Source organism: Lichenihabitans sp. PAMC28606 (assembly GCF_020616535.1).
Lineage (GTDB): Bacteria > Pseudomonadota > Alphaproteobacteria > Rhizobiales > Beijerinckiaceae > Lichenihabitans > Lichenihabitans psoromatis.
Genome location: NZ_CP085136.1, coordinates 3,020,097 through 3,041,548, shown reverse-complemented (window position 1 = coordinate 3,041,548; position 21,452 = coordinate 3,020,097). Strand labels below are relative to the sequence as shown.

The 21,452-nt window shown below is 65.5% G+C and carries 21 protein-coding genes; 14 read left to right on the top strand and 7 right to left on the bottom strand.

Annotated features, from left to right (window positions below):
- Window positions 1-9 precede the first annotated feature (9 nt).
- The 3 genes from LGH83_RS14330 to LGH83_RS14320 are packed head-to-tail and all read left to right on the top strand — an operon-like array spanning window position 10 to window position 3,910.
- Window positions 10-993 carry an ABC transporter permease gene (locus tag LGH83_RS14330; RefSeq protein ID WP_227401857.1) on the top strand — a complete coding sequence of 328 codons (984 nt, stop codon included), beginning with the start codon at window positions 10-12 and terminating at the stop codon, window positions 991-993.
- A complete protein-coding gene (locus tag LGH83_RS14325) occupies window positions 990-1,856 on the top strand; it encodes an ABC transporter permease (RefSeq protein ID WP_227399244.1) in 867 nt (288 codons plus the stop codon). Before LGH83_RS14330 ends, LGH83_RS14325 begins: the two co-directional genes overlap by 4 nt.
- On the top strand, window positions 1,853-3,910 hold the full coding sequence (locus LGH83_RS14320) for an ABC transporter ATP-binding protein (RefSeq protein ID WP_227399243.1): 2,058 nt from the start codon (window positions 1,853-1,855) through the stop codon (window positions 3,908-3,910). Before LGH83_RS14325 ends, LGH83_RS14320 begins: the two co-directional genes overlap by 4 nt.
- Window positions 3,911-4,253: 343 nt before the next feature.
- Here the strand turns inward: LGH83_RS14320 and LGH83_RS14315 are convergent, their stop codons facing one another.
- From LGH83_RS14315 to LGH83_RS14305, 3 genes are all read right to left on the bottom strand, one after another.
- On the bottom strand, window positions 4,254-4,748 hold the full coding sequence (locus LGH83_RS14315; RefSeq protein WP_227399242.1) for a hypothetical protein: 495 nt from the start codon (window positions 4,746-4,748) through the stop codon (window positions 4,254-4,256).
- A 45-nt stretch (window positions 4,749-4,793) separates the two neighbouring features.
- The gene (locus tag LGH83_RS14310; protein WP_413771156.1) at window positions 4,794-5,897 is read right to left on the bottom strand and encodes an NADH:flavin oxidoreductase; all 1,104 of its coding nucleotides are present in this window, start codon (window positions 5,895-5,897) and stop codon (window positions 4,794-4,796) included.
- A 178-nt stretch (window positions 5,898-6,075) separates the two neighbouring features.
- Window positions 6,076-6,738, bottom strand: coding sequence for a peroxiredoxin-like family protein (locus LGH83_RS14305; RefSeq protein ID WP_227401856.1), 663 nt, complete (start codon window positions 6,736-6,738; stop codon window positions 6,076-6,078).
- 144 nt (window positions 6,739-6,882) lie between these two features.
- Here LGH83_RS14305 and LGH83_RS14300 point away from each other — a divergent pair, with 144 nt between their 5' ends.
- The 4 genes from LGH83_RS14300 to LGH83_RS14285 all read left to right on the top strand — a co-directional run bounded on the left by LGH83_RS14300 (window position 6,883) and on the right by LGH83_RS14285 (window position 8,954).
- The gene (locus LGH83_RS14300; RefSeq protein ID WP_227399240.1) at window positions 6,883-7,764 is read left to right on the top strand and encodes a LysR family transcriptional regulator; all 882 of its coding nucleotides are present in this window, start codon (window positions 6,883-6,885) and stop codon (window positions 7,762-7,764) included.
- A gap of 87 nt (window positions 7,765-7,851) precedes the next feature.
- Window positions 7,852-8,106, top strand: coding sequence for an oligopeptide/dipeptide ABC transporter ATP-binding protein (locus LGH83_RS14295; RefSeq protein ID WP_227401855.1), 255 nt, complete (start codon window positions 7,852-7,854; stop codon window positions 8,104-8,106).
- A 43-nt stretch (window positions 8,107-8,149) separates the two neighbouring features.
- Window positions 8,150-8,392: an SDR family oxidoreductase gene (locus tag LGH83_RS20155; protein ID WP_227399239.1), complete on the top strand. Its 243-nt coding sequence runs from the start codon at window positions 8,150-8,152 to the stop codon at window positions 8,390-8,392.
- A 232-nt stretch (window positions 8,393-8,624) separates the two neighbouring features.
- Entirely contained in the window at window positions 8,625-8,954 is a 330-nt protein-coding gene (locus LGH83_RS14285; protein WP_227399238.1) for a hypothetical protein, read from the top strand.
- 47 nt (window positions 8,955-9,001) lie between these two features.
- On the opposite strand, the gene LGH83_RS14280 is transcribed toward LGH83_RS14285, so the two are convergent.
- On the bottom strand, window positions 9,002-9,901 hold the full coding sequence (locus LGH83_RS14280) for an SMP-30/gluconolactonase/LRE family protein (protein WP_227399237.1): 900 nt from the start codon (window positions 9,899-9,901) through the stop codon (window positions 9,002-9,004).
- A gap of 88 nt (window positions 9,902-9,989) precedes the next feature.
- Window positions 9,990-11,039 (bottom strand): NAD-dependent epimerase/dehydratase family protein, encoded by a 1,050-nt coding sequence (locus tag LGH83_RS14275; protein WP_227399236.1) that lies wholly within the window; start codon window positions 11,037-11,039, stop codon window positions 9,990-9,992.
- An 87-nt stretch (window positions 11,040-11,126) separates the two neighbouring features.
- On the opposite strand from LGH83_RS14275, the gene LGH83_RS14270 reads away from it, so the two are divergent.
- Genes LGH83_RS14270 through LGH83_RS14255 form a run of 4 tightly spaced genes read left to right on the top strand, consistent with a single transcriptional unit; the run spans window position 11,127 to window position 14,912 of the window.
- A complete protein-coding gene (locus tag LGH83_RS14270) occupies window positions 11,127-11,900 on the top strand; it encodes an SDR family NAD(P)-dependent oxidoreductase (protein WP_227399235.1) in 774 nt (257 codons plus the stop codon).
- Window positions 11,897-12,745, top strand: coding sequence for an SDR family NAD(P)-dependent oxidoreductase (locus tag LGH83_RS14265; protein ID WP_227399234.1), 849 nt, complete (start codon window positions 11,897-11,899; stop codon window positions 12,743-12,745). Before LGH83_RS14270 ends, LGH83_RS14265 begins: the two co-directional genes overlap by 4 nt.
- The gene (locus LGH83_RS14260) at window positions 12,742-14,097 is read left to right on the top strand and encodes a dihydroorotase (RefSeq protein WP_227399233.1); all 1,356 of its coding nucleotides are present in this window, start codon (window positions 12,742-12,744) and stop codon (window positions 14,095-14,097) included. The genes LGH83_RS14265 and LGH83_RS14260 overlap by 4 nt, the downstream gene beginning before the upstream one ends.
- Window positions 14,098-14,126: 29 nt before the next feature.
- Entirely contained in the window at window positions 14,127-14,912 is a 786-nt protein-coding gene (locus tag LGH83_RS14255; protein ID WP_227399232.1) for an SDR family oxidoreductase, read from the top strand.
- Between the two features lie 21 nt (window positions 14,913-14,933).
- Here the strand turns inward: LGH83_RS14255 and LGH83_RS14250 are convergent, their stop codons facing one another.
- Together LGH83_RS14250 and hydA are read right to left on the bottom strand one after the other, a co-directional pair.
- Window positions 14,934-15,860, bottom strand: coding sequence for a nitrilase-related carbon-nitrogen hydrolase (locus tag LGH83_RS14250; protein WP_227399231.1), 927 nt, complete (start codon window positions 15,858-15,860; stop codon window positions 14,934-14,936).
- Window positions 15,845-17,275, bottom strand: coding sequence for a dihydropyrimidinase (gene hydA / locus LGH83_RS14245; RefSeq protein WP_227399230.1), 1,431 nt, complete (start codon window positions 17,273-17,275; stop codon window positions 15,845-15,847). The genes LGH83_RS14250 and hydA overlap by 16 nt, the downstream gene beginning before the upstream one ends.
- Between hydA and LGH83_RS14240 the strand changes: the two genes are divergently transcribed.
- The 3 genes from LGH83_RS14240 (at window position 17,274) to LGH83_RS14230 (ending at window position 21,409) form a co-directional block, all read left to right on the top strand.
- Complete coding sequence (locus LGH83_RS14240) at window positions 17,274-17,474, top strand: hypothetical protein (protein ID WP_227399229.1); 201 nt, start codon at window positions 17,274-17,276, stop codon at window positions 17,472-17,474. The genes hydA and LGH83_RS14240 overlap by 2 nt on opposite strands.
- Window positions 17,471-19,633: a dimethylsulfonioproprionate lyase family protein gene (locus LGH83_RS14235; RefSeq protein ID WP_227399228.1), complete on the top strand. Its 2,163-nt coding sequence runs from the start codon at window positions 17,471-17,473 to the stop codon at window positions 19,631-19,633. The genes LGH83_RS14240 and LGH83_RS14235 overlap by 4 nt, the downstream gene beginning before the upstream one ends.
- A gap of 114 nt (window positions 19,634-19,747) precedes the next feature.
- On the top strand, window positions 19,748-21,409 hold the full coding sequence (locus LGH83_RS14230) for an ABC transporter substrate-binding protein (protein ID WP_227399227.1): 1,662 nt from the start codon (window positions 19,748-19,750) through the stop codon (window positions 21,407-21,409).
- The last annotated feature ends 43 nt before the right edge of the window (window positions 21,410-21,452 follow it).

Below are 21,452 nucleotides of genomic sequence, written 5' to 3'. Positions count from 1 at the left end.
CGCACGCGCATGCGAGGGACGGAGCGATCGAGGAGAGCCGCCATCCTGCCCTTGCTGATCCGTCGCTTGTTACTCTCACTGGTCACGTTGGGTGTCCTGAGTATCCTTGTCTTCGCCGGTGGCCAATTGCTGCCCGGCGACGTGGGACGGTCCATCCTCGGGCCGCTCGCCGACGAGCGGTCGGTCGCGGCCCTCAACCATCAGCTTGGGGTCGACCGGCCCGTCCTCGTGCAATATTGGGATTGGATCAGCCATTTCGTTCGTGGCGACATGAGCCAATCCTACGCCTATCGTAGCCCGGTCGCGCCGTTCGTCGCGGCGGCCCTCGGCAATTCGCTCAAGCTTGCGGCCATCGCGTTCGTGATCGTGGTGCCGCTCGGCATCGCGGGCGGCGTCCTGGCGGCCCTCAAACGCGGCAGTGTCGTCGACCGCACCATCACGCTGGCGGGTCTATCCGCAACCGTCATCCCGGAATTTGTGTCCGGCATCGTGCTGATCCTCTTGTTCGGGATCACGATTCGTCTGTTTCCGATCTCGGCCACCCCGCCGCCGGGCGCTGGATGGCTCGAGCAGATCTACTGTCTGATTCTACCCTCGCTGCCGCTCGTGTTCCTGCTGTTCGGCTACATCGCCCGCATGGCGCGGGCCGGTACCGTGGAAGCGCTCGATAGCGATTATGCCCGCACGGCCGTGCTCAAGGGGTTGCCGTGGCGCACGGTGATCTGGCGCCATGTGCTTCGCAATGCTCTGTTGCCGACCATCACGGTCGTGGCCTCGCAGACCGGCTATCTGATCGGCGGCCTTGTCGTGATCGAAACGCTGTTCCATTATCAGGGGATCGGCAGCCTGATCTACGCGGCGGCGCGCGGCCACGATTTCCCCATGCTGGAAGCCGGCGTTCTGGTGGTCGGCGCGGTCTATGTCGTGGCAACCTTCGGGGCGGACCTTCTCTACACGACGCTGAACCCCCGCCTCAGGCGGTCGGCCTCATGAGCCTCCCCGCAACCCTCTCGACCGTCGCGGCCGCGCCGCCCCGGACGATCCGCTTCGAACGGACCCGGCTGTTGTTCCAGACCCCGACCTTTCTGGTCGGCTTCGTCATCGTGCTGTTCTGGATTTTCTGCGCCACGATCGGCCAGACGCTGGTCGACCCCCTTTCGGACGATATCCTGAACTCGCTGACGCCGCCGTCGGCCGATCACTGGTTCGGCACCGATCAGCTCGGCCGCGACATGTTCGCCCGCGTGATCGCCGGCTCGCGCGACATTCTCGTCGTCGCGCCGCTGGCGACCCTGCTCGGCATCGTGGGCGGCACCATTCTCGGCCTCATCATGGGGTTCTTCCCCGGCGTCGTCGACGACATCCTGAGCCGCATCATCGAAGCGGTGCTGGCCCTGCCGCTGCTGATCCTCGCGCTGGTGGCCTTGACGGCGCTCGGCGCCTCCAACGCCACCGTGATCCTGTCGATCGGCCTCGCCTTCACGCCCCAAGTGGCGCGCGTCGTGCGCTCCGCCGTGATGAGCGAACGCCATCTCGACTATGTCGCGGCGGCGCGCCTGCGCGGCGAAAATGCTATCTACATCATGGTGGCCGAAATCCTTCCCAACGTGCTGGCACCGATCACGGTCGAGCTGACGGTCCGGCTCGGCTATTCGATCTTCACGGTCGCGACGCTGAGCTTCCTCGGCGTCGGCCTGCAACCGCCCTCCCCCGATTGGGGCCTCGCGATCTCCGAAAATTACGCGCTGATCGGCGGCGGCTATTGGTGGACCGTGTTGTTCGACGCCATCGCGATCGCCTCGCTGGTGATCGCCATCAACCTCATCGCCGACGCGCTGCATGGAGTGAGCGAATGACCGCTGCCGTGCCGGAGACCGATGCGCTCCGCATCGAGGGGCTCGACGTCGTCTATCGCGTGCGCGGCCGCGACCGTCAGGTGCTGCGAAACCTCAACCTCCGCATCGGCCCTGGCGAGACCTATGGGCTGGTCGGCGAGTCGGGCTGCGGCAAGTCGACCGCCGCTTTGGCGGTGATGCGCTACCTGCCACGCAACGGCCGCGTCGCGGCGGGCCGCATCCTGGTCGATGGCGAGGATCTCAACGGCCTGTCCCAATCCGGCCTGCGGGCCTTGCGCTCGACACGTCTGTCGATGGTCTATCAGGACCCGGGCCGGGCGTTGAACCCGGCCATCGCGGTCGGGGACCAACTGGCCGAGGTCTATGCGCTCGCGGGGGCCGCGCCCACCGACGCGCTCGACAAAGCCGTCGCCATGCTCCGGCATGTACAGATCACCGATCCCGAGCGAGTGATGGGGCGTTACCCGCATCAATTGTCGGGCGGCATGCAGCAGCGTGTCGTCATCGCCATGGCGCTCGCGGTCGACCGGCGGCTCATCATCCTCGACGAGCCGACGACCGGCCTCGACGCGACCGTGGAGGCCGAGGTTCTCGACCTCATCGACACGCTCCGACGCGAGCATGGAACAGCGGTGCTGTTCATCGGCCACAACCTCGCGGTCATCGCCCGCATGTGCGAGCGGGTCGGGGTGCTCTATGGCGGCATGCTGGTCGAGGAAGCCCCGACCCGCACGCTGTTCGCGGCGCCGCGCCACCCCTACACGGTCGGTCTGCTGCGCTGCCTGCCGCGCCTCGGGCTCGACCGGCGCCTGCAACGGCTCGACACGATTCCGGGCTTCCCACCCTCCGGCCCCGAGGCCCCGACGGGCTGCAACTTCGCCAATCGCTGCGGCCTGGCGCGCGAGCGTTGCCGCACCGAACTGCCGCCCCTGTTCGATCTTGGCGCCGGTCGCACCAGCCGCTGCTTCTATCACGACGAGGCGGGCGACCTACCCCGCAACGTGCCCGCCGAGGTGGTGGACCACGCCCCGCGCGCGCCCGACGCGCAGCCGCTGCTCTCGGTGCAAAATCTGGCGAAGACCTTCCGGTCCGGCCCGCACCTGATCCACGCCTTGCGCGACGTCTCGTTCGATCTTGCGGCCGGCGAAACGCTCGGTCTTGTCGGCGAATCCGGCAGCGGCAAGTCGACCCTCGCCCGCATCCTCCTTGGCCTCGAAACCGCCGACGCGACCAGCCGCATCGTCTACGACGGGGTCGCGGTCCAGGCGGGGCGACCCCGCAAGACCATTCAGATGGTGTTCCAGAACCCGGATTCGGCGCTGAACCGCGCGCATCGGATTGGCCGTATTCTCGGCCGCGCGCTGTCGCGGCTCGGTGGCTTGCGCGGCGCGGCACTGAAAACCCGCCTGTTGGCCCTGTCGCGCGGCGTCCAACTGTCGGATGCCTATCTGCAATCGAAGCCGCGGCAGTTGTCGGGCGGCCTGAAACAGCGGGTCGCCATCGCGCGCGCCTTTGCGGGCTCGCCGCGTCTCGTCGTCTGCGACGAACCGACCTCGGCGCTCGATGTCTCGGTGCAGGCCGCGATTCTCAATCTGCTGACCGATCTGCAGGGCGTCGAACATGTCGGCTACCTGTTCATCTCACATGATCTCGCGGTGGTGCGTTACGTCGCCGACCGGATCGCGGTGCTCTACATGGGCCAGTTGATGGAAATCGGACCGGCTCTAAGCGTGTTCGACGGGCCGCATCATCCCTATACCGAGGCGCTGTTGTCGGCGACGCCCGCCCCGGACGGCACGCTGCGGCGTGTCAAGCTGAAGGGGACGCCGCCGAGCGCCACCATCAAGCCGCAAGGCTGCGTCTTCCACACCCGCTGCCCGCGCCACATCGGCCCGATCTGCGACACGCAGGAGCCGCCGCTGCTCGAAAGCGACCTCGGCCACGCCATCCGGTGCCACCTGCCGGTCGAGGCGCTCGGCCGCGCCGCAATGGTGTCGAGTGACGGAGTGCCGGCGGGCGCGCGGCAGGAGCTGCAGGGCGTTGTGGCGGTGTAGGTAGGATGGGGTGTTCGCGTCGAGAGTATGCCGGATAACTTCTGTAGACCCGATGCGGACATTCGCGCGTTCGGCCGCGTACGCTATATTATACCGCAGCAGCGACCGCTCGGCTTAGTCCAAAATTCAGCAGTTTTACGCGCGCCTTCGGCTATGCCAGTGCCGGGGTCGAGGTTCGCCCAGAGCTACGCAGGGCGCGTCTCAGCCTATTCGGGTGACAATCCTCACGCGCAACATAACGGCTGCCAACGCGGCCGTGCCGCCTCGCTCGGCCGCCGCCCCGAGGACCATCCCTGCCTGAGCGATCTCGGCTTCTAATCACCCGCTTCTCAATAGAAAACGATCACGAGCCGGAGGCCCTACGTCCGGCAACCAGTACCCTGAAGATCATAAGGTGCGAAACGACAACGAGGGGAGCGTAGAACGTATAGACATACCAAAAGGTCGCTAGATTGAAGCTCGGCACATTCAGCTGTAACACCCCGCGTACCCCGTTCAGCAGGTCCACGAATCCCCATGTGTTGGTCACCCACACAAGAGGAATGGCAAAGCGCCAACTGCTCCGCAGGGCAAAGATGGAAACGAGAGCCAACGCCGCTGCCACAAGATCGCCGTAAGCCGCGCCGGAAAGGAATTCTCGCGACAATTTGGGATCGACCATGCCGGTAACCAGTAGGGTCATTCCCACATAGCGGGGTACATGCACCCAGAGCAGCGGAACTAAAGCGGAATTACGAGGCATCCTCGTCAGTGATGGCCAAACGTACCACGCCGTGACGATGGCGAAGACGACGCAACTCACAAGAAGCTGCATCCAGAATATTGCGGTGTTTTCCATTTCGACTATCCAATTTAAGCAATGGTGATCCCTGTTTTTATGCCGTCACATCGCCAGCTCAGACTCCTTGATGTTGGCGATGGGTCCAAGGATCGTCGGATCGAAGTCGTTCAGGGCGCCTCGATCGAGCAGCCGCTTTGGCAAGTCAGGATTGGCCAGGGCACCGCGGCCGATGGCGATGATATCGGCGCCGTCGTCCAGCGCCTCCACCGCCTGCTCGACGTTGTGCAGACCGCCGTTGGCAAGGATCACGGCCTTGGGCGCGTAACGCCTCGCGAGGTTCATCAATGAAGGACCACCCGGAGCAAATGCCGGCTTCCAGGCCTCAAATTCGGTCACATGGATGAAGTCTGCGCCTGCGTCGGCGAGGCCGCCGAAGATGATTTCGGCATCACGCTCCGCGTCGGCCCACTTGTGATGGTAGTCGTTCACCTTCCCTTGCGAGATGCGGACGCCGACTGGCGTCTTGGCCCCGAGCTTCCCACGAACCGCCTTGAAGGTTTCGAGGATCAATCGCACGCGGTTCTCTGTGACGCCGCCCCAGCGGTCCGCTCTGGTGTTGGTGTAGTCAGTCAAAAACTGGTCGAGCAAGTAGCCGTTGGCGCCGTGGATTTCGATGGCGTCAAACCCGGCAACTTCGATTGCGCGCGCCGCCGACGCCGCCATGCCGGCGATGGTGTCGGCGATCTGCTCGTCCGTTATCGCGGCCGGCAAAGCGTAGCCGCCATTCCCATGATAGAAGGTCATCTGTTCGCCTTTTGGCTGAACTGACGACGGCCCAACGGTGGTGTCGCGAAAGCGGTTTGCCTGGCTTATGGCGCCGGCATGCATCATCTGGGCGATAGCAAACGCACCGTGTGACTTGATGTTTTTGACGACCGGCTTCCAGGCATTGGCCTGGACTTCGTCAGTCATGCCGGGCTGCTGGACGTAACCCTGCGAGAACGCCTGGTCGGTATAGATGCCTTCAGTGATCACGGTCCCGAAACCGCCACGCGCGAAACGCTCATAGTAGCGGATCATTGTTTCGGTCGCCCGACCATCCTCGGTCGCTGAAATGCGCGTCATTGGCGCAACAGAGAGGCGGTTCTTCACGGCATGGCCGTTTATTGTGATGGGCGCGAAAAGCGCCTCTATATCAATGTCCATCTTCAAGTGCTCCAGAAGCATGCGATGAGGCGTTTCAGCCAAACAAAGGAAGAACACCCGGCTGGCGGCCACCGTGTGCAAATCTCAGGGTTGAGTGGCCAAGCCCCCCTCCCCACCGTCAGACCCGATCGTCGGCGCGCAAGGCGCCGACGATCCGATCGAGGATTGTTGGAAGAGATCAGGCGACCTGCCGGCGCCCCAGTTGCTCGAGCACCGGGTACATGGCCGACGGCTCGGGACGCCGGGTGTAATCAGCGTTGACCTCGGCGTAAGCGATCGCGCCGTCCTGCGCGACGACGTACCGGGCCGGCATCGGCAGCGTCCAGCTATTCTCGCCATTGAACTGCGTCAGGTCCGCGCCGAGCGCTTTTTGGACCTCTCGCAGGTAGGCAGGCAGAGTCCAGCGAACGCCGAACTGAGCGGCAATTGCGCCGCCGTGGTCAACCAGGATCGGGAACCCGAGCCCGTTCTGCCGCTGCGATTTGCGGCTGTTGGGCGCTGTCTGTTGCGAGATGGCGACCAGGCTCGCACCGCGCGCCTCAAGTTGCGAGCGACCTTCTTCCAGCGCGCTCAGGTCGAAGTTACAGAAAGGGCACCAGGCGCCGCGGTAGAAAGTTGCGACGAGCGGCCCTCTGGCGAGCAGGGTCTTGGAAGAGACGGGATTGCCGTCTGCGTCAGGAAGGGTGAATTTCGGCGCGACATCCCCCGCCTTCAGCGCCCGGTTCTGGGCGCCCGATGCGATCAATTCATCTGTGGCGCGATGCAGCGCCTCGACGGCTGCGGGCGGAGCGCCAGCGTCAAAAGCGGCCCTTAGCGCATCCAGCTTACCTTGCAGCGGCAGACCGGATTTGGCGATTGAGGCGATGGTTTCCTGAAGGGACATTGGTATCTCCTGGTTGTCACAACGAGTGCGTTGACAGGAAATCGGCCCTTTTGTCCGAATAGACTAGCCGGAGGGCGTGGCTTTGACTTATCCATTTCTGCTATGAGCGACCACCTCGAAGCCCTCCGACTGTTTATCCGCGTTGCGCGTCTTGGGAATTTTTCCGCCGCTGGCCGGGAGCTAGGCGTGCCCCAATCCACGGTGTCGCGCACGATAGCCGCCCTAGAGCGGGAGATCGGGGCATCGCTTCTTGTGCGTACAACGCGGGAGGTCACTGTAACGGATGCAGGCTCTGACTTTCTGGCTCGGATTGAGCCGATCCTCGCCGATCTGGAAGAAGCGGAACACTCGGCGCGCCACTCCGACGAGCTGCGCGGCACATTGCGCATTGGCATCGGGACCAGCCTGGCGGCGCGCATCGTAATTCCCCATCTCAAGCCCTTTCTCGATCGTTACCCGGCGCTGCACGTCGACCTGTTGCTCGATGACGAAAAGCAGGATCTGGTAAAGGAGGGCGTAGATGTTGCATTCCGTTTCGGAGCGCTCGTGGACTCCACCGCGACCGCTCGAAAGCTGGTAACTTGGCCGCGCGCGCTTGCCGCTGCCCCAAGTTATCTGAAGACAGCGCCAGCCCTGAATGTACCAGCCGACTTAGCCGCCCACGCGATCATTGTCGGTCCGCAGGGCGTCGGGGATTGGACGTTCCGCAAAGGGGGAACGGCCGCTTCAGTGAGGCTTGAGGGACGACTAAGGATCACCGTCCTACAGGGCGCTTACTTAGCCGCGGTTGAGGGCATGGGACTTGTGTTGACGACTCTACCGGCCTTCCGCCGGGAGTTCGCCAGCGGCGCCCTCGTGCAAGTCTTGCCCGAATGGGACCTGGGCTCCGTGGATGTCCATGCCGTGTTCACGAGTGGCCGAGCGGCCAAACCCTCAGCGCGGGCGATTGTGGACTATTTTGCGGACATCCTGCCGCGCGCCTGAACCGACGAAGAAGGCTTAGGCGCAGGCCTCTCCCGCGGTGGAGGAACCGGGCGACGGCGAAGATGAAGCGCCGCCCCGGACGGCACGCTGCGGCGTGTCAAGCTGAAGGGGACGCCGCCGAGCGCCACCATCAAGCCGCAAGGCTGCGTCTTCCACACCCGCTGCCCGCGCCACATCGGGCCGATCTGCGACACGCAGGAGCCGCCGCTGCTCGAACGCGACCTCGGCCACGCCATCCGGTGCCACCTGCCGGTCGAGGCGCTCGGCCGCGCCGCAATGGTGTCGAGTGACGGAGTGCCGACGGGCGCGCGGCAGGAGCTGCAGGGGGTTGTGGCGGTGTAGGTAGGATGGGGTGTTCTCGTCGAGAGTATCGCCGAATAACCATATGACCCGCCTGCTCGTCGTATCGTTGGCCCCGGATATTCGGGTGAATGGCGTTGCTCCCGGTTTGGTGGATACCCCCCTGACAGCCGATTGGACTGCTGCCCAGGCACTCTGGCGGGAGCGGTCGCCCATGCGCCGGGCTGCGAAGCCGGAGGACATCGCCCAGGCTGTCGCACTGCTCGCGGCGTCGGACTATCTCACCGGGGAGATCTTACTCTCCGATGGAGGTCTGACTCTCACATAGCGCTCGCGCTGCGGTAGCTTGGCTCTGACCGATGATCGCGATCTCTAGTCACGTGTGCTGTGCAAGATCCGTAAGCGCCGCGTGATCATAACGCGAGCGGAGCCAAGGTCCGCTTTCCGGCAGCAACCCAATCCCGACACACAAAAGGCGCGGCAAAGTGCGCCGGCAACATTCCGTCGCGCCTTGGGCTTGTTGATTTTGCTGACACATAAACAGCGAAATGGAGAGCGACATGCCGCAATTCGATTCGACCATCAAGCACATCAAGGATGGCGTGAAGGGGTTCACGATCACCGCCGCGGTCAAGAACATCGAGGGCTGGGAAGCCACACTCGAGAAGGTCGAGGCGCCTGCCGCCAAGGCCATCGTCAAGGATCTCGAAAACCTGAAAAAGCACTTGCAGGCCGATCCGATCAACGGCGGGCAGGTCAAGAAGCTCGTGCTGAAACTCGGTAAGGAGACCGCAGCATTCGCGGGCAAATCCGAGAGCAAGAACGCCGACAAGATCAAGGCCCTCGGCGAAGCGCTGAGCCATGCGGCCGAAAGCGCGCCGGACGAGTGACATCAAGGCCTGAAGCCGCGACGTCCGTCAGAGCGTCGCGGGTCGGTTCAGTGGTTCGGTACCGCATAGACCTTGCCATGGTAGGGCGCTTGATCGATCTGATCGAGCGCCATCACATAGAGTGTCGTCTCTCCTGGTCCGAAGGCGAGATTGGGCATCGAGACGGATGGGACGTCGATCGTCCGCAGCAGTTTGGCGTCGGCGTCGACTACGATGATCTTGCCCGGGTGGTCGAGCGAGCGCGGGCTCTGCCCGATGTAGAGCTCGCCCTTGGCATCGATCTTGACGCCATCGGGATAGATGTGGGCCTGGCCTGGAAACATGTCGTCGAGCCGGAGGAACACGCGCCGGCCGCTGAGGCTACCATCCTCGGCGATGTCGAAGGCCAGCAATCGGCTGTCCTCCGTTTCGATCAGATAAAGGATCTTGCCGTCGTTGGAGACCGCCAGGCCGTTGCCGTTATGCAGGTCGGTGCCTTCACGGATGACCGCGCCGGCTGGCGTGATGTAATAGACCGACGCGTCGATGACCGCGCCTTCGTGGCCGGATCCCGTAAAATAGATGCCGCCCTTCCGATCGGGCGCAAAATCGTTCGGACCGATAAAAGGACGGCCCTCGCTGTCCTTGGTGTAGGGCGGCAGGGTCTTACCGTCGGCGGAGATGCGCCCAATCGTCTGGTTGTCGTAGCAGGTGACGAGGAACTCGCCGGTGCTGGTGGGCAGCACTGCCGAGGGGCCACACCCGTCCTGCTTCCAAAACGTCTCGTTCGTTTTGCCATCCCATGTCGTGACGGTGTTGCGGCCATATTCCACGTAATACAGCTTGTCGTGATACCAGATCGGCCCTTCGGGAAACCACGCATCGGGGTTGATGACTTTGACGTCCGCGGCGGACGCCGAGCCGATTAGAGACAAGGCGAGCATCAGGCCGGCGAGCGTTGTCTTCATGGGGCATCCCTCCGCGAACGGGGCGCAACGGGCACGCACGCCTTCCGTCGCGATGTCGATGCAAGGACAACGCCAGAGGCGTCCTTGCTTAAAAGATCGGGCTGGAGAGACCAGCCCGCTCGTCGGCGACGATCCAGTCCATATAAGCGTGGAAGGCCTCGCGCATCGGGCGTGGCCGCCAGCCCGTGTCGGCCACGATGCGGCTAATGTCGTAGGCGCCCCACATGCCATCGCGGGAAGGCGAATCCTGCAAGATGTCGGCATCGGCCGGAGCCGTGACTTCGGCCCGAACAGCCGGCACCTTCTCGGCCGCCCAGCCGATCATGTCGGCGATCGTCACGGTTCGCCCGAGCGCGATGTTATAGACCGCGTGGGTCAGGCTTTCTGCATCGAGCAGCGCCATGATGCCATGCGCCACATCTTCGGCGTGGAGATAATCGCCGACGCCGTCGAGCGTGTTGGTGCGGATCGGGCCGGGGCGATCGAGCGCCAGATGCGCGATGCGGTTCGGCAGGTGGCGGAAGTCGCGGCTCGCCGTAGTCCGGTCCATGGTGCCATAGACCGAGGACAAGCGCACCGAGACAGTCGAGAGGCCGAATAATGCGCCATAGCGCTCGGCCACGAGTTCGGCCGCCTGTTTCGAAATGCCGTACAGGCGCTTCGGCGCGACATAGCCATCCTCCGGCAACGGCGCGCTGGGCGTATCCGGGCCATGGTGCCGATAGACCGCCCCTGACGAGACATAGACGAAACGCATCATGCCGGGCTGCTGCCGCGCCCAGTCGAGCAGTTGGACCGTGCCCATCAGGTTGACGTTCATGATCTCGACCGGCATCACGGCCTCCCGCTCGCGCGCCGCCTCCGCGGCGCTCCCGCGCGAGATCGGCGTGATGGTGGCGCCATGCACAACGGCCGTAATGCCATGCGGCCGCAGAGCCTCTTCCCAGGTCGAGGGTTCGGTCACATCCCCGATCACCACCGTGAGCCGGTCGGCCACGGGCGCGAAATAGGCACGGGCGGCCGCATCGAGCGGGGCTCGATCGAGGATCACGGCCCGGCGCGCCGGATCGGCGTCGAGCCACACCCGCGTCAGCACACTCATGGCAAAACCGGTCGCGCCGGTGATCAGAAGCGTCATGAGAGCGGCCCTTTGTCGTAAATCGCGTGACGATCGCGCCGGCTGCGCCTAACAGGGATCGATCGTCCCTGACACACCCGGCTCCTCATGATCGTTCTGACCGACAAGACCGCGATTGTCACCGGGTCGAGTTCCGGTATCGGACGCGCCATCGCGCTGCGCTTCGCCGCCGCCGGCGCGCGCGTAATGCTGGCCGACCTGACCGAAGCAGCGTTGGACGGAGGTCCCACGACCTCTGCGCTCATCGCCGAAGCCGGCGGCACCGCGCTGTTCTGCCGAACCGATGTCGCGGTCTGGGCCGAGGTCGATGCGCTGGTCGGCAAGGCTGTGGCCGATTTTGGCCGGCTTGATGTGATGGTCAATAATGCCGCGACCTATTCGGGCACGGCGCTGCTCGACACGACCGAAGCGCAATGGGCCACCGTGATGGGCGTCAACCTCACCGGCCTGTTCCATGGCTGCAAGCGCGCCGTGCAGCAGATGATCGGCCAGGAGCCGCGCGCCGAGGTTCGCGGGCGCATTATCAATCTCGGATCGCAGCAGGGCATCGTCACGGCGCCGCGCGATTGCGCCTATGGGGTCAGCAAAGCGGGCGCCATCTACCTGACCAAACAGATCGCGGTCGATTATGCGGCCGACCTCATCGTTTGCAACACGCTGTCGCCCGGCAAGATCGAGACGGGCGCGCCCGGCCTGCCGACCGATCCGGCCCTGCTCGACAACGCCCGCCGACGCACGCCGTGGCCGCGCCTCGGCCGCCCGGACGACATCGCCAATGCGGCGCTGTTTCTGGCCAGCGACCTGTCGACCTATATGACGGGCAGCAATCTCGTGGTCGACGGCGGATGGCTCGCCCGATGAGCGCCGTCGACACGGGACGGCGGATGGCTCGCCCGATGAGCGCCGTCGACACGGGACAGCGGACTGATCGCAAGATGAGCGCCGGCGACACCGCCAAGCGGCTCGCGGATCGCCGCATCCTGGTCAGTGGAGCCGCCAGCGGCATCGGCGCGGCGCTGGTCCATCGCCTCGTGGCAGAAGGCGCGCGGGTCGTCGCGGCCGATCTCGATCGAACGCGGGTCGCCGAACTTGCCGCGACATGCCCGCCCGGCCGGGTGCTGCCGGTCGCCTGCGACGTGACCGATGCGGCGGCCGGCCAGGCGGCTGTCGCGGTCGCGATGTCGGAATGGGGCGGCCTCGACGGCTTCGTGCATAATGCGGCGGCGCGCTCCGTCGACGGCACGGTGGTGACGCTCGATGCGGCCGACTGGCGCGCCGAAATGGCCGTGACGCTGGATGGCGCGTTTCTGATGAGCAAGGCGGTGGTGCCAGCGCTTGTGCAAGCGGGCGGCGGCTCGATCGTGCTGATCGCCTCGCAACTCGGTCACGTCGCGGTCGGTCAGGCCGTTGCCTATTGCGCCGCCAAAGCAGGACTCATCCATCTGGCGAAACTGATGGCGGTCGATCATGCGGGCGAGAACATCCGCGTCAACAGCCTGTCGCCGGGCGCGGTCGGGACGGCGCGCCTGCTGCAACGCTGGCCCAACCTCGCTGCGGCCGATGCAGGGCTCGGACCGGCGCATCTGCTCGGGCGTATCGGCCGTCCAAACGAGATCGCGGCCGCCATCGCGTTTCTGCTGTCGGACGATGCGGCATTCGTGACCGGGACGGACCTGCTGGTCGACGGCGGATATACGACGCGATGACGGCACCGAGCCAGCACCCGTTCGACCTCGTGCTGCGCGGCGGTACTGTCGTCGAGGCGACCGGTCGAGCCAGAGTCGATCTGGCGATCCGCGACGGACGGATCGCGGCGCAGCTGCGGCCGGGCGAACCCGCGGAAGCAACGATGGTGCTGGATGTGAGCGGGCGGCTGTTGCTGCCGGGGCTCGTCGACGCGCATGCCCATCTGCGCGAACCAGGCTTGACCCATAAGGAGGATTTCGCCTCCGGCACCCAGGCCGCTGCGGCCGGCGGCGTCACCACGATCCTCGACATGCCGACCGACGAGCCCTGGACCGACACGCCGGATCTGCTTCGCGCCAAAATGGCGCTGACGCGAGACCGCCTGCATGTCGATGTGGGATTTCAGGTCGCGATGCGGCGCGACACCACGGATTGCCGTGCGTTGCGGGACGCCGGAGCCGTGTCGTTCGAGGTCTTTACCGCAGACGTTCCGCCGATCTACCGCCATGACACGATCGACGCCCTCGCGGCGGCTGTCGGCCGGATCGCCGCGGTCGACGGGCTGATCGGCATCTCGCCCGGCGACCAGTCGCTGATCGACGCCGCCGACGGGGAGCCGACGGGCAGCATCGCGGACTATCTCGCGAGCCGCCCGCCCCTGGCCGAAGCCAACGGCATCGCGCGCGCCATTCTGGTGGCGGCCGATCGCGGCGGACGCGTCCACATCCGACAGAGCAATTCGGCCCTTGGTCTCGACACGTGGCGGCGCATGCGCGACTTGGCCGACGTCACCATCGAGACGACCGTGCAATGCTTGCTGCTAACGGCCGAGCGCTATACCGATCTCGAAGCCGCCATCAAGGCGTCGCCACCGTTCCGCAACGAGGCCGATCGCCTCACTCTGCTGGCGGCGGTGCGCGAGGGCACAGTCGACATCGTCGCGACCGATCACGCCCCTCATACGCCTGCCGAAAAAGCCGCTCCGGTCGCGCATTTTGCCGATATACCGGGCGGCCTGCCCGGGCTGCAGACGCTTCTGCCCTGCATGCTGCATCTCGTCGGGCGCAGCGATCTCACGCTCGGCGATGTCGTTCGGGTCTGCGCCACCAATCCTGCGCTACGATTTGGGCTCCTCGGGCGCAAGGGCGCGCTGACGGTCGGCCATGACGCCGACATTCTGGTGCTCGATCCCGCCATGACGAGCACCATCAGGAATGAGGATCAACGATCCAAAGCCGGAGCGACCCCGTTCTCGGGCTTGACGTTTCCGTTCCGGCTCGACCGCGTCTTGCTGCGCGGCCGAAGCATTTTCACCCATGACGGCGTGTCGACCTCGGCGATCGGCCTCGTGCAACGACCCAACAGCGGCTGACGCCGCTTTCAACCAAAGGACATCGGCTCATGGATCTCGGATTGTCGGACAAGCGCGTTCTCGTGCTGGGCGCCAGCAAGGGGCTCGGCCAAGCCATCGCGCTCGCCATGGTGGCCGAAGGCGCAACCGTCATGGCAGCGGCCCGTTCGGTCGAGCGGATCGAGGCATGGCGCGGCGCTCTACCACCCGAAGCGGCGGCGCGCGTAAGCGTCCATGAGGTTGACTTGGCCGAGATCGCCAGCGTCGATCGCCTGGTCGACGCGGTGCTGGCCGCGGGTGGCGCCAACGTGCTCATCAACAACGGCGGCGGACCGGCCCCGGGCGGCGTGGTCGGCACCCCGACCGAAGCCTGGAACAAGGGGTTCGCCAGCATGGCGGCGTCGTTGTTCCACCTGACCGACCGGCTCATCAAGCCCATGATCGAGAAGCGCTGGGGCCGCATCGTCACGATCGGCTCGTCCGGCATCGAGCAGCCGATCCCCAACCTCGCGATCTCCAACGCGATTCGCGCCAGCGTCGCCGGTTGGTCGAAGAGCCTCGCGAACGAGGTCGCCGAGCACGGCATCACGGTCAATATGGTGCTGCCCGGCCGCGTCGCGACCGAGCGGGTCGAGAGCCTCGACCAGAACCGCGCCAGCAAAACCAATCAATCGATCGACGCCGTGCGGCTGCAATCGCGCGCCGAAATCCCGGCCAAGCGCTACGGGACGCCGGAGGAATTCGCGGCCGTCGTGACCTTCCTGGCCGGCACACCCGCGTCCTACGTGACCGGCAGCATGATCCGCGTCGATGGTGGCGCCATCCGCAGCATTTGACGCGACCACAGCGACCGAACTTCAGTCTTCGGGGGGCCCGGCACGCTCTGCGATCAGCCGGTACTCCGCCGGGCGGCGATAGCGCGCAAAGTCGAAATTGACGCGTCGGCAGGCGGAGATCAGGTCGAGGTCGGCGCGATACACCACCACCTCGTCGCCGATCGACAGGGCCTGCGCGGCGATTTCGCCCGTCGGCGCGATGATGCAGGAGCCGCCGATCAGCGCCTGCCCGTCCTCGATCCCGGCTTTCGCGGCCGCCGCGACCCAGAGCGTGTTCTGGTAGGCGCCCGCCTGCATCGGCAGGTGATTGTGGAACATCCGGAGATGGGCGAGCGCCGGCGCCTCATCGAGCTGTAGCGGCGTGTTGTAGCCGATCAATACCACCTCGGCTCCGCCAAGGCATAGCATCCGATAGGTCTCCGGCCAGCGGCGGTCGTTGCACAAAGCCAGACCCACCCGTACGTCGCCAAACCGGAACACCGGAAACCCGAGATTACCCGGCTCGAAGTAGCGCCGCTCGAGATGCACGGTGGTGCCGGGCTCCGGCGTCTCCTGGCCGGGCACATGCATCTTGCGATACCGCCCGACCAGAGCCCCGTCGCGTCCGATCAGGTCCATCGTGTTGAAGCGCCGCACGCGGCCATTCTCGACCACGCGTTCCGCATAGCCGAGTGCGAAACCGACGCTGAGCCGCCGCGCCGCATCATAGAGCCGCTGGGTCTCTGGCCCGGGACAGGACGTCTCGTAGAACGCCTCGATCTCATCGTCGTCGAGCATCCATCGCGGAAAGAACGTGGTGAGCGCCAATTCGGGAAACACCGCGAGGTCCGCACCAGCAGCGGCGGCCTGCTCCAACAGATGTACCAACCGCCCCACCGTTTCGGCGCGCGAGGCGGCGCGCTGCACCGGCCCGGTCTGACAGACCGCGAGCGTTAGGCTTCGAGCCATGGCGTGGTCTCCTCGATCGGGTGGCGCGCCGGGTCGGCCGGAACCGCATGACGGGGCAAAAATTGCCCGGTCGGGGTCGCGTCATGCAGGATGCCGTCGCGGATCACGGAGCGACCCCGGACCAGCACGTCGGTTGGCTTGCCGGTGAGCCATAGCCCCTCATAGGGCGTGAAATCGACCGCCGAATGCTGCGCTTCATGGCGAACCTGCCATCGCGCGTCCGGGTCCCAGAGTACCAGATCGGCATCGAGCCCGACCGCGATCCGGCCTTTCCGGTCATCGAGGCCATACAGCATCGCGGCTGCCTGCCCGGCCAAGGCGAGGTAGCGGGCGAGTGTCAGGCGGCCGCTCAGCAGGCCCTTGGAGAATAGGATCGGCAATCGGGTTTCGAGCCCCGGAACGCCATTCGCGGCAGTGGTGAAGGACGGCTCGGAGGCCGGCGCGAGTTTGTCGGCCATGCGATAAGGCGAATGATCGGACGACCAGAGCGCAATATCGCCCGCCGAGAGGGCTTGCCACAGCGCGTCCTGGCTGGCGCGGCCGCGCGGAGGCGGCGAGAAGATGAAGCGGGCCGCCTCCTGCGGCGGCCCGTCGAGGTCGGCGGCGGTCGAGAGAAGATATTGCGGGCAGGTTTCCGCGATCACATCGGCACCGCGGGCACGGGCGCGATGCACTTCCTCGGCCGATTGCGCGCAGGAGACATGCACGATGACGAGGCGCGCGCCGGTGATTTCGGCGAGGGTCGCGGCCCGGTGGGTCGCCTCCCGCTCGAAGGCTTCGGCATGCGCCACGGCATGGTAGCGGAACCCGGTGCGCCCGAGCGCCACCAGACGCCCGGTGGTGCGGCGAATGCCGGCATCATTCTCGGCATGGACCATCACGGTCATGCCGCGAGGACGAGCCCCATCCATGATGGCGAGCATCAGGTCGTCGGAGACCGCGAAGCCCCGATAGGTCATGAACGCCTTGACGGATGGCACGCCGCGCGCGGCCAACCGGTCCAATTGCGCGTCGACGTCGGAGCCGGTGGCTTCGGTGAAGACCGCGTGCAGGCCATAATCGACGACAGAGCGACCGCCCGCGCAGTGCAACGACCGATCGAGCGCCGCCAGCGTCGTCATGCCCGGTCCCGGCATGGCGAAAGGCACAATGCAGGTCGTGCCGCCGAAGGCGGCGCTGATCGAACCGGTCGCGAAGTCATCGGCGGTATCGACTCCGCCCCAGGTCGGCTGATCGAGATGGCAATGGGCGTCGATGCCGCCCGGCATCACCCACCGTCCGGCCGCCTCGATGATCGCGGCGCCCCGCAGCCCCCGTCCGAGCGCCGCGATGCGGCCGTTCGCGATGCCGATGTCGCAGTCGGCCCAGCCCTCGTCGAGGGCGACGCGGCCGCCTGTAATGACGAGATCATACATGGCGATCAGCCGCTGGCGTGGCGACGAAGCACCAGCTTTCGTGCTGGGGGACGAGGACGAACGCGAAACCCGCAATCTCACAAGCGGCTCCGGCGCGATCGATGAGGATACGAGGCTCGGTCAGCAAACGGTCTCCTGGCGTTACGGCCGGACAGGTCTTAGGCTCGGCATGACAGGCGTCCCTCCGGAGACCGCATGACGACCGTGACCGATCCTAGCGCCGCTGCGGAGGTTTTGACCATCGTGGCGCTCGCTTATGGCCTGCTCGACACCATGCCGATCGCGCAACCCTTTCTTGCGGCGTGGCCGGACCGTTTTGACAGTCGACCGTTCGCCCCGCAGGGTTGCCCCGTCTTGACGTGGCTCGACGAGACCGCCGCCAACACCACGCCCGCCACCGCGCCTCTGGTCGCTGCTCTCGCGAGCGCCGCCGCGGCGCTGGCTTGGCGTCAATCCTACACGGCCGCCGATTTCGGCGCCGCCTTCCTCGATCGCTACGGCTGGAGCGAGTTGATCGGGACAAAGGGGCCGATCCCCAGCGAGACGATCGCCTGCGGCTTTCTCATGCTCGGCCCGTGGACGGATTATCCCGCTCACGCGCATGCGGCCGAAGAGCTTTACGTGCCGCTTTCGGGCACCGCTCTCTGGACACGGGGCGACGAGGCTCCCATCCGCCATCGTCCGGGCGCGCCGATCCACCACCCGGCCTGGATCTCGCATGCCATGTCGACCGAAGCCGAGCCTCTCCTGGCCATTTACCTGTGGCGGGGCGGCGATCTTGCCGCAAAACCGCAGATCACCGGCCGCTCGTCTCCCCGCTCTCACCCCCCGAAAGCCACCGGCATGCCCATCGCGCTTGGACGAGACCGCCTCACCGTCGCCGACGTCAGACAGGTGGCCCGAGACGGGGTCGTGGCCACGCTCGATCCGGACGCCGCGCGCACCATGCTGGCGTCGCAAGCCGTGCTGCAGGACTGGCTTCAGGCGGATCGGCCGGTTTACGGTCTGACGCGCGGCCTCGGCAATCAAGCCACGGTCGCGATTCCCTCCGAGGATCGCCGCCTGTTCAGCGAGGCGATGCTGAAGGCGAGAGCCTCGGGCGCGGGTGGCTCGTTCGCGCCCGACATCGTTCGGGCGGCCCTTTTCGTTCGCGCCGCGACGCTGGCGCGCGGAGGGGCGGGTGCTCGGCCTCTCATCGTCGAGACCCAACTCGCGATGCTGAACCAGAACGTCACGCCCCGGGTGCCACAGATCGGCTCGATCGGCACATCGGATCTCATGCTCTGCGCCAATATGGGCCTGCCTTTAATCGGGCTCGGCCAAGCAACGTTCGAGGGGCATCTGCTAACCGGTGCCGAGGCGATGCGGCGCGCCGGGATCGACACCGTGCAACTGACCGAGAAGGAAGGTCTGGCGCTCTGTAGTTCGAATGCCGTGTCGATCGGCTATGGCGCGCTGGTGATCGCCGATCTCCTCGATCTTCTGGATCTCGCCGATGCCGTGTTGGCCATGACCTTCGAGGCATTCATGGGCAACCCGAGCCCGTTCGATGCGCGGGTCGCGGCCCATCATCCGGCGCCCGGGCAAGTCGAGGCGGCCGAGCGGCTGCGTCGGATGTTGGCGGGATCGGCCCTGTTCGAGCCGGGCGTTCCCCGTCGCGTGCAAGACCCGATCAGCCTGCGCTGCGCCACCCCTGTGCATGGCGCCGCCCGAACCGCGCTGCGCTGGGCGCAGGACGCGGTCGATGCCGAACTGAACGCGGCGGCCGACAATCCGTTGATCCTGATCGACGATGCGGAGATCCTGTCGACGGGCAATTTTCACACGGCCGCCATGGCGGTCGCGTTCGACGCCCTTCGCCTGGCGCTGGCGCAACTCGGCACGATTGCGTCCCAGCGCACCGCGCGACTGCTCGATCCGGAGGTGTCCGGGCTCGGCGGTCTGCTGACCCGGATTGGTGTCACCAAATCCGGCGTGGGTCTCCTCGGCCTCGTCAGTCACACGCTGGATCGCGAGTCGCGGGCTTGCTCGGCCCCCGTCTCGAACGATGGGGCGACACCATTCGGCGTCGAGGATCAGGCTCCCATGACCCTGTCGGCGGTACGACGGACGGCTGATCAGATCGGTTTTCTGCAGCAGATCCTCGCCTGCGAAATGATGGTGGCGGCCCAGGCGCTCGACATCCGGCCGTTGCGGCCCTCCGCGCCGGTCGTCGCGGCGCTTTATGGCTTCGTTCGGCGTCATGTCACGGTTCTCGACGAGGATCGCAGCACGACGGCCGATCTCGAAAACCTGCATCACGCGATCCGCGACGGTGGCGCTCTCGCGGTTGTCCGCATCAGCCTCGATATGGCGTGAATCGTCACGCGTGTGGCCCGCTTCCTGCTAAGGTCGAGCCGCTCAGAGCCGAGCCGCTTCAAAGGTCGAGCGTCTCCGAAGGTCGCGTCAAGAACTCAACAAGGTGGGATCGCCATGAACCGGATTTCGAACGCCTATAGCCGCTTGCGCGGACAGCTCGGTGCCGTCGAGAACGATCTGATTGATGAATTCGTAAGCGGTAAGATCGATCGCCGCACATTCCTGCGCCACGGCAGCATGTTGGGGCTTTCGCTTCCCCTGTTGGGCGGTATGGCGGGCGGGGTCGGTCTGCTGTCGGGATCGACCCCGGCGCGGGCCGAACCCAAGGCTGGCGCCACGATCCGGGTCGCGGCGGTAACTCCCGCCGCAGCCATGAACCCGGTCAGCATCGCCGATCAGGGCGGCCTGACGCTGCTGATTCAGACCGGAGAATTTCTGTGCGTCACGCAGCCCGATCTGACGCTGAAACCTTCCCTTGCGCTCAGCTGGTCGCATAACGAGGATAGTTCGGTCTGGACGTTCAAGCTTCGCAGCGGCGTGACATACCACACCGGGCAGACCTTCAAGGCCGATGACGTGATCGCGACGATCGATCGTTTGGCCGACCCGAAGAACGCGTCCAATGCGCTATCGGCCTTCAAGGGCATCCTGTCCAAGGGCAATACCAAGAAGGTCGATGACCTGACGGTCGAGTTTCACCTCGATGCGCCCTATGGCAGCTTCCCCTACGTGGTGTCGTCGGACAATTACAATTGCATCATGCTGCCGGCCGATTTTGCCGGCGATTTCGAGAAGGACTGGACCGGAACGGGGCCGTTCAAGCTCGAAAAATATACGCCGAAGGTCGGGGCGAATTTCGTCCGGTTCGACGGCTACTGGGGCGAGAAGTCCCTCCCTGATCGGGTCGAATTCGTGTTCTACGACGCGCTCCAGCCGCGGGTGCTCGCACTGCAGGGCGGCCAGGCCGACATGATCGATCAGGTCCCGGTCGCGGGCGGCCAGGCGCTGCTGAATGATCCCAACTTCACCGTCATTCGCGAGAAGAGCGCCGCGCACGAGCAAGTTCATATGCGCTGCGACACCGGGCCGTTCCAGGACAAGCGTGTGCGTCAAGCCATGGCGCTCAGCATCGATCGCACCAAGCTTGTGGCGGGCCTGTTCCGGGGCTTCGCGGCGGTCGGCAACGACAGCCCGTTCGCGCCGGCTTTCCCGTCCACCGATACGACCGTTCCGCAACGCAAGCAGGACCTGCAGAAGGCCAAGCAGCTGATGGAAGCGGCCGGCGTCGGCAAGGGCTTCAAGGTGACCTTGACGACCGAGCGCTATATCGAAATCCCCGATTACGCCATTCTGCTGCAAAATTTCGCACGGCCGCTCGGGATCGACATCACGCTCAACGTCGAGTCGCAGGACGCCTATTACGGCAAGGCGGTGTTCGGGCAGTCGGATTGGCTCGACAGCACCATGGGCATCACCGATTACGGCCAGCGTGGCGTGCCGAACGTCTACTTGCGCGCCCCGCTGCTGAGCGATGGAACCTGGAACGGCGCGCATTTCAAGAACCCCGAATACGACACCCTGGTGACCCAATTCGGCAGGACCGGCGACATCGGCGGTCAGCGCGAGGTCGCGGGCAAGATCCAGACCCTGCTGCTCGACGAAACCCCGATCATCTTCGCCTATTTCTACGACTATCTCGTCGTGACCAAGAAGACGCTGGTCGGCATCCCGCCGATCGCCAACCGTCTGTTCCTGGATCGCGCCGGCTTCGCTTGAGCCGCAACGTCGGAGGCCGCGAGAATGCGCGGCCTCTTCTTTC

What these genes read in the sequence shown, in the direction of transcription:
- LGH83_RS14330 (WP_227401857.1), top strand. Translation starts at nt 10, where the DNA reads ATGCGAGGGACGGAGCGATCGAGGAGAGCCGCCATCCTGCCCTTGCTG.
- LGH83_RS14325 (WP_227399244.1), top strand. Translation starts at nt 990, where the DNA reads ATGAGCCTCCCCGCAACCCTCTCGACCGTCGCGGCCGCGCCGCCCCGG.
- LGH83_RS14320 (WP_227399243.1), top strand. Translation starts at nt 1,853, where the DNA reads ATGACCGCTGCCGTGCCGGAGACCGATGCGCTCCGCATCGAGGGGCTC.
- LGH83_RS14315 (WP_227399242.1), bottom strand. Translation starts at nt 4,748, where the DNA reads ATGGAAAACACCGCAATATTCTGGATGCAGCTTCTTGTGAGTTGCGTC.
- LGH83_RS14310 (WP_413771156.1), bottom strand. Translation starts at nt 5,897, where the DNA reads ATGGACATTGATATAGAGGCGCTTTTCGCGCCCATCACAATAAACGGC.
- LGH83_RS14300 (WP_227399240.1), top strand. Translation starts at nt 6,883, where the DNA reads ATGAGCGACCACCTCGAAGCCCTCCGACTGTTTATCCGCGTTGCGCGT.
- LGH83_RS20155 (WP_227399239.1), top strand. Translation starts at nt 8,150, where the DNA reads ATGACCCGCCTGCTCGTCGTATCGTTGGCCCCGGATATTCGGGTGAAT.
- LGH83_RS14285 (WP_227399238.1), top strand. Translation starts at nt 8,625, where the DNA reads ATGCCGCAATTCGATTCGACCATCAAGCACATCAAGGATGGCGTGAAG.
- LGH83_RS14280 (WP_227399237.1), bottom strand. Translation starts at nt 9,901, where the DNA reads ATGAAGACAACGCTCGCCGGCCTGATGCTCGCCTTGTCTCTAATCGGC.
- LGH83_RS14275 (WP_227399236.1), bottom strand. Translation starts at nt 11,039, where the DNA reads ATGACGCTTCTGATCACCGGCGCGACCGGTTTTGCCATGAGTGTGCTG.
- LGH83_RS14270 (WP_227399235.1), top strand. Translation starts at nt 11,127, where the DNA reads ATGATCGTTCTGACCGACAAGACCGCGATTGTCACCGGGTCGAGTTCC.
- LGH83_RS14265 (WP_227399234.1), top strand. Translation starts at nt 11,897, where the DNA reads ATGAGCGCCGTCGACACGGGACGGCGGATGGCTCGCCCGATGAGCGCC.
- LGH83_RS14260 (WP_227399233.1), top strand. Translation starts at nt 12,742, where the DNA reads ATGACGGCACCGAGCCAGCACCCGTTCGACCTCGTGCTGCGCGGCGGT.
- LGH83_RS14255 (WP_227399232.1), top strand. Translation starts at nt 14,127, where the DNA reads ATGGATCTCGGATTGTCGGACAAGCGCGTTCTCGTGCTGGGCGCCAGC.
- LGH83_RS14250 (WP_227399231.1), bottom strand. Translation starts at nt 15,860, where the DNA reads ATGGCTCGAAGCCTAACGCTCGCGGTCTGTCAGACCGGGCCGGTGCAG.
- LGH83_RS14240 (WP_227399229.1), top strand. Translation starts at nt 17,274, where the DNA reads ATGGCGATCAGCCGCTGGCGTGGCGACGAAGCACCAGCTTTCGTGCTG.
- hydA (WP_227399230.1), bottom strand. Translation starts at nt 17,275, where the DNA reads ATGTATGATCTCGTCATTACAGGCGGCCGCGTCGCCCTCGACGAGGGC.
- LGH83_RS14235 (WP_227399228.1), top strand. Translation starts at nt 17,471, where the DNA reads ATGACGACCGTGACCGATCCTAGCGCCGCTGCGGAGGTTTTGACCATC.
- LGH83_RS14230 (WP_227399227.1), top strand. Translation starts at nt 19,748, where the DNA reads ATGAACCGGATTTCGAACGCCTATAGCCGCTTGCGCGGACAGCTCGGT.